The 12,429-nt window shown below is 63.5% G+C and carries 16 protein-coding genes; 12 read left to right on the top strand and 4 right to left on the bottom strand.

What is annotated here, in order from left to right; all coding sequences use genetic code 11:
- Nucleotides 1-301: 301 nt before the first annotated feature.
- On the bottom strand, nt 302-682 hold the full coding sequence (locus LB545_RS01010) for a cbb3-type cytochrome c oxidase subunit I (protein ID WP_140493202.1): 381 nt from the start codon (nt 680-682) through the stop codon (nt 302-304).
- Between the two features lie 321 nt (nt 683-1,003).
- On the opposite strand from LB545_RS01010, the gene LB545_RS01015 reads away from it, so the two are divergent.
- Nucleotides 1,004-1,555, top strand: a complete 552-nt coding sequence (locus tag LB545_RS01015) for a DUF2269 family protein (protein WP_140525046.1) — start codon at nt 1,004-1,006, stop codon at nt 1,553-1,555.
- A 21-nt stretch (nt 1,556-1,576) separates the two neighbouring features.
- Here the strand turns inward: LB545_RS01015 and LB545_RS01020 are convergent, their stop codons facing one another.
- The 3 genes from LB545_RS01020 to LB545_RS01030 all read right to left on the bottom strand — a co-directional run bounded on the left by LB545_RS01020 (nt 1,577) and on the right by LB545_RS01030 (nt 3,720).
- Nucleotides 1,577-2,347: a sulfite exporter TauE/SafE family protein gene (locus LB545_RS01020; protein WP_140493196.1), complete on the bottom strand. Its 771-nt coding sequence runs from the start codon at nt 2,345-2,347 to the stop codon at nt 1,577-1,579.
- Between the two features lie 116 nt (nt 2,348-2,463).
- A complete protein-coding gene (locus LB545_RS01025) occupies nt 2,464-3,192 on the bottom strand; it encodes a class I SAM-dependent methyltransferase (RefSeq protein WP_140525045.1) in 729 nt (242 codons plus the stop codon).
- A gap of 87 nt (nt 3,193-3,279) precedes the next feature.
- Nucleotides 3,280-3,720 (bottom strand): Lrp/AsnC family transcriptional regulator, encoded by a 441-nt coding sequence (locus tag LB545_RS01030; RefSeq protein WP_140525044.1) that lies wholly within the window; start codon nt 3,718-3,720, stop codon nt 3,280-3,282.
- A 131-nt stretch (nt 3,721-3,851) separates the two neighbouring features.
- Between LB545_RS01030 and LB545_RS01035 the strand changes: the two genes are divergently transcribed.
- From LB545_RS01035 to LB545_RS01085, 11 genes are all read left to right on the top strand, one after another.
- A complete protein-coding gene (locus LB545_RS01035) occupies nt 3,852-4,757 on the top strand; it encodes a DMT family transporter (RefSeq protein ID WP_140676675.1) in 906 nt (301 codons plus the stop codon).
- Between the two features lie 131 nt (nt 4,758-4,888).
- The gene (locus tag LB545_RS01040; protein ID WP_224704219.1) at nt 4,889-5,536 is read left to right on the top strand and encodes a thiamine phosphate synthase; all 648 of its coding nucleotides are present in this window, start codon (nt 4,889-4,891) and stop codon (nt 5,534-5,536) included.
- 1 nt (nt 5,537) lies between these two features.
- Nucleotides 5,538-6,578, top strand: a complete 1,041-nt coding sequence (locus tag LB545_RS01045; RefSeq protein WP_140517548.1) for a tetratricopeptide repeat protein — start codon at nt 5,538-5,540, stop codon at nt 6,576-6,578.
- Between the two features lie 36 nt (nt 6,579-6,614).
- Nucleotides 6,615-6,788, top strand: a complete 174-nt coding sequence (locus LB545_RS01050) for a hypothetical protein (RefSeq protein WP_181165380.1) — start codon at nt 6,615-6,617, stop codon at nt 6,786-6,788.
- Between the two features lies 1 nt (nt 6,789).
- Nucleotides 6,790-7,107 (top strand): UBP-type zinc finger domain-containing protein, encoded by a 318-nt coding sequence (locus LB545_RS01055; RefSeq protein WP_140525042.1) that lies wholly within the window; start codon nt 6,790-6,792, stop codon nt 7,105-7,107.
- A 112-nt stretch (nt 7,108-7,219) separates the two neighbouring features.
- Nucleotides 7,220-7,786 carry an elongation factor P gene (gene efp, locus LB545_RS01060; RefSeq protein ID WP_140493174.1) on the top strand — a complete coding sequence of 189 codons (567 nt, stop codon included), beginning with the start codon at nt 7,220-7,222 and terminating at the stop codon, nt 7,784-7,786.
- 87 nt (nt 7,787-7,873) lie between these two features.
- Nucleotides 7,874-8,674 carry an inositol monophosphatase family protein gene (locus LB545_RS01065; RefSeq protein WP_140493170.1) on the top strand — a complete coding sequence of 267 codons (801 nt, stop codon included), beginning with the start codon at nt 7,874-7,876 and terminating at the stop codon, nt 8,672-8,674.
- A 171-nt stretch (nt 8,675-8,845) separates the two neighbouring features.
- Nucleotides 8,846-9,532, top strand: a complete 687-nt coding sequence (gene trhA / locus LB545_RS01070; protein WP_140493526.1) for a PAQR family membrane homeostasis protein TrhA — start codon at nt 8,846-8,848, stop codon at nt 9,530-9,532.
- A gap of 105 nt (nt 9,533-9,637) precedes the next feature.
- Entirely contained in the window at nt 9,638-10,663 is a 1,026-nt protein-coding gene (locus LB545_RS01075; RefSeq protein WP_140493167.1) for a MotA/TolQ/ExbB proton channel family protein, read from the top strand.
- A gap of 1 nt (nt 10,664) precedes the next feature.
- A complete protein-coding gene (locus LB545_RS01080) occupies nt 10,665-11,696 on the top strand; it encodes a peptidoglycan -binding protein (protein WP_140493164.1) in 1,032 nt (343 codons plus the stop codon).
- Nucleotides 11,697-11,946: 250 nt separating this feature from the next.
- The gene (locus LB545_RS01085; protein WP_140493161.1) at nt 11,947-12,372 is read left to right on the top strand and encodes a hypothetical protein; all 426 of its coding nucleotides are present in this window, start codon (nt 11,947-11,949) and stop codon (nt 12,370-12,372) included.
- Nucleotides 12,373-12,429: the final 57 nt, after the last annotated feature.

Raw genomic sequence — 12,429 nt, forward strand, 5'->3', positions numbered from 1 at the left:
GCGCCTCGTCCGGGGTGAAGGCAAGCACATGTTTAACAGAAGGTTAACGTGATCCGGTGCGGACCGTGTCGCTGGAAAGCGGACAAAAAAAGAGCCGCGGATAAGGCGGCTCTCAGGAGTTTAACAGGGAGGCGTCAAACAAAGTGGCTCCAACCACTCGGTAAGAATCCAGATCACTGGATGCGCATAGTAAACGCCTGTAAAGCTTAATGAACCCTTAACGGCGCCGATGTTTTTTGAGCGAACCCCGCGCCACTGTGCCGTAACAGCACAGTTCCTGAAGGATGTGCCGAGACTCGGCTCAGGCCGTTTTCCAAACCGCCGGCAAGGCAATGAAGGCAAACAGCAGCAAGGCCGCGTAGAAACCCATCGAAGACGCCGCCACCAGCGGTTCGATCGCGGCATCGCCGCCAAGCAGGAAGTAGAGCCCGATCAAAAGGCCGATGCCGCTGATTGCGGTCAGCCAGAAGTGAACGACGGCAACCGTCTTCTGTCCGACCGCCGGAAACAGGTGATAGAAGAAGGCGAAGACCGCCGACATCAGCCAGCCAGCGACCATCGTATGGGCGTGGGTCGGCATCTGGCCATGGTCCTGGCTGATCGCCATGTACAGGCCGAGCGCCATGCCGCACAGCGCATAGATAACGGCCAGCGTGAAGAAATTCCGTGCTACCCCTTGCATATCTTTCCCCCGAGTTGCCTTTCCCGTGTTCGGGAAAGGGTTGATCGTCAGGCGATTGCTCTCGCCACCGGGCTCCCGGCGCGGGCGCACTAGCATCGGCACTGTTTCTGGACGATGTCGCGCCCCCGGACGCCCCTCATAATAGCAGAAAACCGAATGGCGCGCTCGCAATATCAGTGGCTCCTTACGTTAGCCGGCACTTGAAACAGAACTGGTTTTTTCACGACATCGTTCCGAAACAGGCGCGGCGATAAACGCTTGGCCATCGAAGCGGCAGGCGAGGATTCGCTCCTTCCGCTACATCAGGCGCCGGGGAGAAGCATGGACTGGTATTCGATCGTTAAATTGCTGCACATTCTTTCGGCGACCCTATGGGTCGGCGGCGGTTTCGCGCTGATGGTGCTGGCGACGCTCGCCGATCGGTCGGGAAACATCCAGGGAACGCTGCAGGCAATGCGGGCTACGGGCGAATTGGGAAACCGCTTCTTCGCGCCGATGTCGATGCTGACATTGGCCTTCGGGCTAATCATGTGCTGGTTCTGGGTCGGCTTCTCGCAACTGTGGATCCTGATCGGCCTTGCCGGCTACGCCACCACCTTTTCAATCGGCATGTTCGTCTTCAAGCCGAGCGCCGACCACATGGGCGCGATGATCGCCAGGGATGGCGTGACGCCGGCCGCCCTTGCCTCTGGCCAGCGCATCTTGCGGGCGGCGCGCTTCGACTATGCGGTAATGCTGATCATCATCGCCGACATGGTGCTGAAGCCGACCATCGACGACTTCACGGTCCTTGCCGCCATGGGGCTTGTGTTGGCGGCTGGCGCCACCCTGGCGCTCGGCCGACCAAGGCGCATGGTGCCGAGCGTCGCCTGAGGCAGGCGAAAACGGTCCCGGCTACATCAGGCCGGCGATCCCGTCCCACAGAAGCTTCACCGCGACGACGGCCACCGTCGCATAGGTGAAGGGATAGAAGATCTCCGGACGCATGCGGCGCACCAGCCAGGCGCCGGCGATGGTCGATAGCGGCGCCAGCGGCATCAGCACCGCCGACGCGGTCAGATTGGTGCTGTCGAACTGGCCGAGCGCGAAATAGGGAACGAGCTTCAGCGCGTTGGTGGCGGCAAAGAAGATCGCCGCCGTGCCGGACAACACCTTCGGGTCGAGCCGGATCGGCAGCGCGTAGACCTGAAAGGGCGGGCCGCCGACATGGGCGACGAAGCTGGTGAAGCCGGCGACCGTGCCCCAGAGGGCCGCGGCGACGCGGTTGGGCTGCGCCGCATGGTCGGCGCCGTGGCGGTACTTCAGATAGAGCCAGCGCAGCACGAAAATGATGGCGACGGCGCCGACGATCAGCCGCACGGCCTCCTCGGTGACCAGTGCGGCCGTCAGCCAACCGAGACCGATGCCGATCACCGCGCCGGGCATCATGTCGACCAGCATCTTCCTGTTATAGACGCCCCACCATGTCCATACCGAAACGATGTCCATCAGGCACAGGATGGGCAGCAGGATGGCCGCCGCCTGCACCGGCGGCATGGTCAGCGCCATCAGCGGCACGCCGACGAAACCGACCGCGCCGCCAAACCCGCCCTTGGACAGGCCGACCAGAATGACCGCCGGGACGGCGGCCGCATAGAACCACGGATCGGAAAGCAGGCCTGACATGGAGGAGGGACTGGTCTGGAGGGAAAGCGAGTCAACGCCTGAATAGCCCAGATTCCCGAGCGGAGCGACAGCAAATGTGGGCGTCGCCACAGCAAGGCCGGCCCATTCTGCTCTGCCTATCGCCGGGCCGAGACCAGCAGGAACATCGGCCGCTCGAGCTCTTCCGCCAGTTCGGGCTTGGCCGCGATCTGCGCGTCGGTCGGACGGAATTCCTCGACATGCTCGATGGTGAAGCCGCACCGGATCAGCGTGTTGAGCGTGGTGCCGATGGTGCGGTGATGTTTCACAACTCCCTTGGCCAGCCAGTCCGTCTTGCGCGGTCCCTCCACCAGATACCGGTCGACGGGCCATGTCTTGCGGCCTTCGGCATCGACAGACCAGCCGGGATGGGTCGGAGCCATATAGATCGGATGCTCCGTCGAGAAGACGAAATGCCCGCCGGGGACTAGGCACCGGTGCACGGTCTGGAACAGCCGCGCGGCATCGCTGACATAGTGCAGGGCAAGCGAGCTGTAGGCGAGATCGAAAGCCGTCGGCGGCAGGCTGAGTTCATCGAGATCGGCGCGTTCGTAGACGATGCCGGCGTCCGGGCCGGCGGCACGCGCCCGGGCGAGCATCTTTTCCGACAGGTCGAGACCCAGAACCTCCTTGGCCCCGTGTTCAAGAGCCCAGCGGCAGAACCAGCCGAAACCGCAACCAAGATCGACGATTCGCAAGCCGCCGAGGTCGGGAAGCATCGCGCGCAACGCCGGCCACTCGGCGGCGCCGTCCAGCCCTTGGATGGACCGGCCGAGCTGGCTGTAGCCTGCGAAGAAATCCGGCTGATCGTAGACATTCTGCGCCATGTTCTTTCCTCGTTGTTCATATGCCTGACTGGCGGAGCCGCCACGCATTTCCACCACCGCCAAGCAGAGTCAAGAAAGGCCGACCGGTCATGCGCCGAGCGGTGGCGGCCGCCGCCGGATCGGCTGCGCCTTGATGATGGCGGTGCTGGTCTCGGCCTTGTCGGCGATGCGATCGAGGATACCGTCGAGGTCGCCGATCGAGCGCACGAACAGCCTGGCCACGAAGCAGTCGTCCCCCGTGACCTTGTCGCATTCGCCGAACTCAGGGATCTCCTCGATCAGCTTCTGGACGATGTGCAGCTTGCCCGGCAGCGGCTTGATGCGCACGATCGCCTGCAATGTATAGCCGAGCGCCAGCGGGTCGATCTCGACGGTGAAAGCCCTGATAACCCCGCGCTCCTCGAGCCGCCTCAGCCGCTCCGAAACGCTCGGCGATGACAGCCCGACCTGGCCGGCCAGCTCCTTCAATGAAGTCCGCGCATCCCTCACCAGGATTTCGAGGAGACGTCGGTCGAGATCGTCAAGCATTTCACATTCTCAGGATTTCCGGATCTTTGCCCATGTTTAAATAGGCGAAACTAGCATGTCACCTTTCTCATTGGATGGAAAGCCCAGGATCAGCATGAGATTATGCACGCTCAATGATCTGGAGATTTGTCGTGAGCGATACAGCACGTGGGACGATCGAAATGTCCGCCGCAATGGCGATCCTGGGAACGATCGGATGGTTCGTCGTCCTGTCCGGCCAGCCTATCATGGATGTGGTGTTCTGGCGCTGCGCTTTCGGCGCGGTGACGCTGCTCTTCATCTGCGCCGGCCTCGGCCTGTTGCGCAACAGGCTGTCGCTTCGCGTTTTCGCCATCGCGGCCCTCGGTGGCGCCGCTATCGTCGTCAACTGGCTGCTGCTGTTTAGTGCATTCTCGCGCGCGTCGATCTCGATCGCCACCGCTGTCTACAATACCCAGCCTTTCATGCTGGTCGGCTTCGGCGCGCTCTTCTTCGGCGAGCGGCTGACCCTGACGAAATCGACTTGGCTGGCAATCGCCTTCGCCGGCATGGTGCTGATCGTCCAGGCCGCCCCTGACGCCGGCGATATCGGCACCAACTATTTCGCCGGCATCGTCATGGCGCTGGCCGCTGCCTTCTTCTGGGCCGTCGCCGCCATCGTCACCAAGAAGCTCAAGGGCACACCGCCGCATCTCATCGCGCTCGTCCAGGTCTGCGTCGGCGTGTTGATGCTGGCGCCCTTCGCCAATCTCTCGCATCTTCCGACCGACGCAAGGAGCTGGGCCATGCTGGCGACGCTCGGCATCGTCCACACCGGTCTGATGTACATCCTGATGTACGGCGCCATCCAGAAGCTGCCGACGCACCTGCAGGGGTCGCTGTCCTTCATCTACCCGATCGTTGCGATCCTGGTCGACGTCACGGCATTCGGCCATCGCCTGCATCTCAGCCAACTCGTCGGCGCCGCCGCCATCCTGATCGCGGCCGCCGGCATGAATCTCGGCTGGACATTGTGGAAGCCAAGGCCTGCCGCGGCAGGTGCGCAACCGATCGAGTAACGCCAATCGCCGGCGCTTCGGCGCTCAAAAATAGTGATCCCGCCTGCCCGCCTGTTCAAAGCGGGCACTTTGCTCTATGCCGCAATCCAACCATCTTCGCCCGGCATAGGCGAAACCCGGGATCGAAGACCATGAACGACGCAACGCCCCCCAATCGCTGCCGCATCGTGCTGATCGCGCCATCTGGCGTGCCGGCCGCCCGTATCGTCTCGGCCTTCGAGGGCGGCGACGTCGCCTCGCTCATCCTGCCGCAGAACGACATGGACGAAGCTTCCTTCCAGGCCTTCGCCGCCGAAATCGTACCGGCGGCACAGGCGGCCGGCATCGCGGTCGTCATTGCCGGCGATACGCGCATCGCCGGGCGTGTCCAGGCCGACGGCATTCATGTCGAGGTCTCCAAGGCCGAGCTCGCCGAGACGGTCGAGCATTTCCAGGCAAAAATGATGGTCGGCGCCGGCGGCGCCAAGACACGTGATGACGCGCTCGAACTCGGCGAAGTCAGGCCCGACTATATTTTCTTCGGCCGCTTCGGCTACGACAACAAGCCCGATCCGCATCCGCGCAACCTGACGCTGGGACAATGGTGGGCGCAGATGATTCAGATCCCCTGCATTGTCATGGCCGGATCGGAGCTCGCTTCGATCGAAACCGTCGCAGATACGGGCGCCGAGTTCGTCGCCCTGTCGAGTGCGGTGTTCGCCGACGGCGTCGATCCCAAGGCGGCGATCGCGCGGGCCAATGCGCTGCTCGACGAAACCGCACCGCGTTTCGAGGACTGACGTGTCTTCGGCAAGGCTTCCCCTTCAGGCCCTGCTTGCTGCGGTCATGATCCAGGCCGCTGCCGCCGAAACGATTCCTTCGCCGCACCCTAAGCCGGATGCCGGCGTGCATACCGACAAGCCGATCGAAAAGCAGTTGCCGCAGCCCGCCACCACCGCCGAGCCAGCGCCATTGCCTTCGGCCGACGCGATCAATCCCGACCGCTTCGGCGCCAAGCCGGCGGATGCGGCCTACGGGGCTTTCCAGCGCGGACTCTACAAGACCGCCTACAACCTCGCGCTGGTGCGGGCGCAAAACGGCGACCCGGCGGCGCAGACGCTGGTGGCCGAGATCCTGTCGCGCGGACTGGGCGTGCCCCTCAATGCGGCCGAAGCGGCGAAATGGTACGCAGCCGCCGCCGAGCAAGGGGTGCCGGAATCGCAGTTCCAATATGCGCTGATGCTGCTCGACGGCCGCTACGTCAAAAAGGACGAAAAGGAAGCCTATGCGCTGATGCAGGCCGCCGCCGAAGCGGGCAACCGGCTGGCACAATTCAATTTCGCGCAGATGCTGGTCCAGCAGGACCCCGGCGACGCCGGCATCGCCAAGGCCGTGACCTATTACGAGCGCGCCGCGGCGACCGGCCTCGCCGACGCCCAGTATGCGATGTCACAGATCTATGCCAACGGCGTCGGCGGCAAATCGCGCGACGACGCCCAGGCCCGGCGCCTGCTGGCTCAGGCCGCGCGGCAAAACTATGACACCGCGCAACTCGACCTCGCCACCTGGATGATCGAGGGCCGCGGCGGCGGGCGTGATTTGAAATCCGCCTTCGGCTGGATGAAGCAGGCCGCCGAAGGCGGCAATGTCGCCGCCCAGAACCGCCTGGCGAAACTCTATATGCAAGGCATCGGCACCGAGCCGGACCTCGTGCTTGCCGGCGCCTGGTACATCGTCGCCCGCCGCGCCGGCCTCATCGACCCCGAGATGGACGATTTCCTGCAAGGATTGAGCGACGACCAGACCAAGCAGGCACTGCAGAAGGCAAACCGCCTGCCCTGACGCGATCAGCGGAAATCCAGCGGAAGTCATCGCGCGATGCTCGTCGAGGCAAGTGACCTCGATCTTTCCATGCAGATGGCTATCATGCGGTCGTCGCAGATCCGTCGGCTGGCAAAAGTCTTCGATATCATTACCGAAGCGGTCGCCGCGGTTTCGATGAGAGCGGTTGAGGGTTTATATCGCGGCATCGCTTCTCCAAGGAGGCAATGAAATGGCTTCGCCCGACAAACGATGCACGCATGGCAGCTTCATCCTCGAGGTAACGCCAAGCGCCGAAGGTTGCGAGGAGTGCCTGAAGACCGGTTCCTGGTGGGTGCATCTGCGGCTGTGCCGCACCTGTGGCCATGTCGGCTGCTGTGACAGTTCTCCGAACCGTCACGCCACCGGCCACTACCGGGCGACCGGCCATCCGGTCATCGAGGCCTACGACCCGCCCGAGACGTGGGGCTGGTGCTATGTCGACGAGGTCATGCTCGATTTCTCGCAGGACAAGACGCCGCAACGCGGCACCATCGTGCGCTTCGATTGAGCCGCCGCCACGGGACACCCGATCAGCGCCAGCTTGCCTCTTCGGGCGATTTGTGGTCTTGGAGGCCCGAAATCGCTGTCTTGCGAACATCTCATTCCCGGATCACATCATCATGGCCAAGATCAACGGCAACGAAATCCGTCCCGGCTACGTCATCGAGCACGATGGCGGCCTGTGGGTGGCCGTCAAGACCAACACGGTCAAGCCGGGCAAGGGCGGCGCCTATAACCAGGTCGAATTGAAGAACCTCATCAACGGCACAAAGCTGAACGAGCGCTTCCGTTCGGCAGAAACGGTCGAGCAGATCCGGCTCGATCTCAAGGATTTTTCCTTCCTCTACGAGCAGGGCGACGCCCTGGTGTTCATGGACACCGAGAGCTACGAGCAGCTCGAGCTGGCGAAGGACTTCGTCGGAGACCGCGCCGCTTTCCTGCAGGACGGCATGATGGTGACGGTCCAGCTCTACGAGGAAAGGCCTATCGGCATTTCGCTCCCCGACCAGGTAACGCTGACCATCACCGAAGCGGACCCGGTGGTAAGGGGCCAGACGGCGGCCTCTTCCTACAAGCCCGCGGTGCTGGAAAACGGCATTCGCGTGCTGGTGCCGCCATTCATCGGCGCGGGGGAACGCATCGTCGTCGACACCAATGAAATCACTTATATGCGCCGCGCCGACTGATGCATGTCGCCCAGAGGTGGCCCAGGTTTCGGGTCACCGACATGCATCAGGACAAAGGTTAAAGCGCGGGCAGCAGGAAGAGTTACGATGGCACGCTCAGCCCTTCTCAACGTCATGGTCCAGGCCGCAATGAAGGCCGGCCGCTCGCTGTCGCGCGATTTCGGCGAGGTCCAGAACCTGCAGGTCTCGATGAAGGGACCGGGCGACTATGTCAGCCAGGCCGACCGCAAGGCCGAGGATATTGTCTTTGCCGAACTGTCGAAGGCGCGGCCCGGTTACGGCTTCCTGATGGAAGAGCGCGGCACGATCGCCGGCGATGACAGCCAGCACCGCTGGATCGTCGATCCGCTCGACGGCACCACCAATTTCCTGCACGGCATTCCGCTTTTCGCTGTCTCGATCGCGCTCGAGCGCCAGGGCCAGATCGTGGCCGGCGTGATCTACAATCCGGCCATGGACGAGCTCTATACGACCGAGCGCGGCGGCGGCGCCTTCATGAACGACCGCCGCCTGCGTGTCGCCGGCCGCACCAAGCTCATCGACACCGTCATCGGCTGCGGCGTGCCGCATCTGGGGCGTGGCCAGCATGGCAATTTCCTGATCGAATTACGCAATGTCATGGCCGAGGTTTCCGGCGTCCGGCGCCTGGGTTCGGCCTCGCTCGATCTCGCTTACGTCGCCGCCGGCCGCATGGACGGATTCTGGGAGGTCGGCCTGTCGCCCTGGGACATCGCAGCCGGCCTGTTGCTGATCCGTGAAGCAGGAGGGTTCGCCTCCGACATGGACGGCGGCCAGGACATGCTCGACAACGGTTCGGTCGTCGCCGGCAACGAGATCATCCAGCGCGCCCTCCTGAAGGCCGTGAAAAAGCCGCTCGCTGCCCGCTGAAGCAATTCCGGGAGAAGTGCGGAGCGGCTTTCCGGGAGCGCGCGCAGCTTTTCCCGGAGAATTGGGCAAGGACAAATCCCCGCCGCGCTGAAGCGCCGCAGTCGCAAAACCGCAAACAAAGCTTGAAATACTGTCCGGCGCTTGCCCAGATAGGGTTGACGCAGGACGATGATGATCAAGACGCCGCCGCAGATCGAGATCCCCTTTGTCGGACGATGGCACTATTCGCGTGCCGAGATGATCGCCGACGGCATCGTCCATGCCGTCGGCATCGTGCTGGCGATCGCGGCCGGTTCGGCGTTGCTGGCGCTGGCCGCCTTCCGGGTCGGACCGGGTGAATACATCGCCGCCGCTTTCTATGTCGTGTCGCTGCTCACCGTGCTCTCGGTGTCGCTGACCTACAATCTATGGCCGGTGACTTCGCCGGTGAAATGGATTTTGCGGCGTTTCGACCACGCTGCGATCTATCTGCTCATCGCCGCCACCTACACGCCCTTTCTCGCGCAGCTCGACGGCTCGGCGCTGGCCGGCTGGATGATCGTCCTGGTCTGGACCGCGGCCATTATCGGCATCGCCATAAAGGTGTTTTTCCCCGGCCGCTTCGACCGGCTGGCGATCGTCTTCTATCTCGCCATCGGCTGGAGCGGCATCGTCCTGGTCGAGCCGCTCGTCGCTACCTTGCCGACGACGGCGATCGTGCTCATCGTCGCCGGCGGCGTCGTCTATTCCTGCGGCGTGATCTTCTTCGCCTGGAAGGGGCTGCGCTTCCACAACGCGCTGTGGCATGGTTTCGTGGTCACCGGCGCAGGCCTGCATCTGGCGGCGATGGTCGATTGCCTGGTCATCAACCGTCTCTGAAACTGCTGGCGGCAATATTGCCAAGCACCATTCAATTTGGTCACAATTCCGTTTAGAGTCGCCGACGACGTGATCGGCGGCAGCGGCATCGGAAACGGGGCACGGATGGCTTTTCTCAGATCCTTCGGCATGGGCAGGCGCTCCGACGTGCTGATCTACGACCCACACAAATTGTCGAGCCCGCAGGTCTTTCTCCTGACCATGGTCATCTTCCTGGCCATCGTCGCCTTCATCGCAGCGATCCTGACACGGCAGATCTCGACCGCCTTCGTCACCAATCCGGGGCTCAACGGCCTGATCATCGGCGTGCTTGCCGTCGGCATCCTTTTGGCCTTCGTCCAGGTCGGGCGGCTGTTTCGCGAAGTGCGCTGGGTCAACTCCTTCCGCGCCGGTTCCGAGATCACCGAACCGGTGCTGCTGGCGCCGATGAAGGCGATGATCGGCCGCTCGTCGAGCATGGCGTTTTCGACCAGCTCGATGCGCACCATGCTCGACTCCATCGCCACGCGGCTCGATGAAAGCCGCGACACCTCGCGCTACCTCGTCGGCCTCCTGGTGTTCCTTGGCCTGCTCGGCACCTTCTGGGGCCTGCTGAACACGATCGGCTCCATCCGCGAGACCATCGAGTCGCTCGATCCCGGCACGGGCGATGCCGCCGCTGTGCTGGATTCGCTGAAGCAAGGGCTGTCGGCGCCGCTCGCCGGCATGGGCACGGCCTTCTCGTCCTCGCTGTTCGGCCTGTCCGGCTCGCTCGTTCTCGGTTTCCTCGACCTGCAGGCCGGCCGCGCGCAGACGCGCTTCTACACCGAACTGGAGAACTGGCTGTCCTCGGTCACCGACCTGTCGTCCGACATCGTCGTCTCCGACGCGGTCCGGACCGAGCCTTCCGATGAAATCCGCCTGCTGTCGGAGCGGCTGCGCAGCATGCAGGAGAATGGCGGCGGCTCCAATCCGCGCGTCGCCACCGCCATGGCCAATCTCGCCGACGGCATTTCCGGCCTGGTCAAGAACATGCGCTCCGAGCAGCAGATCATGCGCGACTGGGTCGAAGCACAGTCGGATGAACAAAAGGCGATGCGCAACACGCTGGAAAAGATCGCCGACGCCCTGAAGAAGACCGGGGTGCACTAGCATGGCGCTCGCCAGGAGCCGGCGCGCCGACCGCCGCATCGACTATTGGCCGGGCTTCGTCGACGCGTTGTCGACGCTGCTTCTGGCCATCATGTTCCTGCTCACCGTCTTCGTGCTGGCGCAGTTCCTGCTCGGCCGCGAAATCTCCGGCAAGGACGCCGTGCTGTCGCGTCTCAATTCGCAGATCAACGAACTGACGCAGCTTCTGGCGCTGGAGCGTTCCACGACACAGGACAAGGAGGATTCGCTCGCCAATCTGCAGGCATCGCTGTCGGCGGCCGAAGCGGAGAAGAGCCGGCTCCAGCAGCTGCTGGCGCAAGGTGCGGGCGCCGGTGATGCGGCCAACCAGCGCGCGGCGGCGCTGACGGGCGAGCTCGACAGCCAGCGCCAGATCAGCCAGCAGGCGCTGAGCCAGGTCGAGATCCTCAATCAGCAGATCGCGGCCTTGCGCAAGCAGATCGGCGCGCTCGAGGACGCGCTCAACGTCTCCGAGGCCCGCGACCGGGATTCCAACACCAAGATCGCCGACCTTGGCCGCCGCCTCAACGTGGCGCTGGCGCAGCGCGTGCAGGAACTCAACCGCTACCGCTCCGACTTCTTCGGCCGCCTGCGCGAAATCCTCGCCGACCGCGAGAACATCCGCATAGTCGGCGACCGCTTCGTCTTCCAGTCGGAAGTGTTGTTTCCGACCGGCTCGGAGGTGATCAACGATGCCGGCAAGGTCGAGATGAAGAAACTTGCCGACGCCATCATCGAGTTGCAGAAGGAGATTCCCCCGGAGATCAACTGGGTGCTGCGCGTCGACGGCCATACCGACAACAAGCCGCTGTCCGGCACCGGTCGGTATCGCGACAATTGGGAGCTGTCGACGGCGCGCTCCACTTCCGTGGTGAAGTTCCTGATCGAGAACGGCGTGCCGGCCAACCGGCTGGTCGCCGCCGGCTTCGGCGAGTTCCAGCCGCTCGATCCCGCCGACACCGAAGAGGCGCGCAACAAGAACCGCCGGATCGAACTGAAGCTCACCGAACGGTGATCCATCATCACGCGATCTCACGCGAATTTGTTCGCCGGCTCAACTCTAGGGCGCAGTTGTGCACCGGCAAGGCCTGAAAAGATTATCTTTTTTTAATTACACTTCGCCGCAAAGCGCTCCTAGCGTGCTGCGCAGGGCCGAGAACCGCCGGCGATGCCTCCCATCGCGACGCGACGGAACTGGACGGCCCGCATCGTCCGGAAGCGGAACGGCAGAGCCGTTCTTTTCCGCAGCAAAAGGAGGCGCCGTCATGCGCTCTTCAGCATCTCTCAAGACTGCAACCCTTGCCGCGATTCTTGTCGCCGCCCCGCTTGCCGGCGCCTACGCCGCGGGTCACCACAAGGGCGCGCTCGACGCGACCGACCCAACCGACATGACCGGCCCGCGTGTCGAGGCTCTCATTGAACAGGTTCAAGGCGTGCATCAGGGCATAATCACCGCCAGACAGGCCAACAACATCACCCCGGCCGCGGCGGAGCGCCTGGAGATGCGCACCGCTCGCATAGGTCAGGCGGCGGAGAAGATAGCCTCGTCGGATCACGGCAGGATACCGGCCGCACAATATCATGACCTGCTGCGCCGTCTCGACAATGTCGACCAGCGGCTGAGGGTCGACATCGGTAGCGGTTTCCTGATGGGCGACGGCGCCGACGGCGGGAACTATCCGAACGGCTGAGGCCATTCTGATCGCGGCCCAAAAGGAAGGGACCACCTGGCGTCTACGGGACCCAAT

The organism is Mesorhizobium sp. BR1-1-6 (assembly GCF_020165355.1).
Lineage (GTDB): Bacteria > Pseudomonadota > Alphaproteobacteria > Rhizobiales > Rhizobiaceae > Mesorhizobium.

Coding starts and splice junctions, on each gene's coding strand:
- LB545_RS01010 (WP_140493202.1), bottom strand. CDS start 682: ATGCAAGGGGTAGCACGGAATTTCTTCACGCTGGCCGTTATCTATGCG.
- LB545_RS01015 (WP_140525046.1), top strand. CDS start 1,004: ATGGACTGGTATTCGATCGTTAAATTGCTGCACATTCTTTCGGCGACC.
- LB545_RS01020 (WP_140493196.1), bottom strand. CDS start 2,347: ATGTCAGGCCTGCTTTCCGATCCGTGGTTCTATGCGGCCGCCGTCCCG.
- LB545_RS01025 (WP_140525045.1), bottom strand. CDS start 3,192: ATGGCGCAGAATGTCTACGATCAGCCGGATTTCTTCGCAGGCTACAGC.
- LB545_RS01030 (WP_140525044.1), bottom strand. CDS start 3,720: ATGCTTGACGATCTCGACCGACGTCTCCTCGAAATCCTGGTGAGGGAT.
- LB545_RS01040 (WP_224704219.1), top strand. CDS start 4,889: ATGAACGACGCAACGCCCCCCAATCGCTGCCGCATCGTGCTGATCGCG.
- LB545_RS01050 (WP_181165380.1), top strand. CDS start 6,615: ATGCTCGTCGAGGCAAGTGACCTCGATCTTTCCATGCAGATGGCTATC.
- LB545_RS01055 (WP_140525042.1), top strand. CDS start 6,790: ATGGCTTCGCCCGACAAACGATGCACGCATGGCAGCTTCATCCTCGAG.
- efp (WP_140493174.1), top strand. CDS start 7,220: ATGGCCAAGATCAACGGCAACGAAATCCGTCCCGGCTACGTCATCGAG.
- LB545_RS01065 (WP_140493170.1), top strand. CDS start 7,874: ATGGCACGCTCAGCCCTTCTCAACGTCATGGTCCAGGCCGCAATGAAG.
- trhA (WP_140493526.1), top strand. CDS start 8,846: ATGATCAAGACGCCGCCGCAGATCGAGATCCCCTTTGTCGGACGATGG.
- LB545_RS01075 (WP_140493167.1), top strand. CDS start 9,638: ATGGCTTTTCTCAGATCCTTCGGCATGGGCAGGCGCTCCGACGTGCTG.
- LB545_RS01080 (WP_140493164.1), top strand. CDS start 10,665: ATGGCGCTCGCCAGGAGCCGGCGCGCCGACCGCCGCATCGACTATTGG.
- LB545_RS01085 (WP_140493161.1), top strand. CDS start 11,947: ATGCGCTCTTCAGCATCTCTCAAGACTGCAACCCTTGCCGCGATTCTT.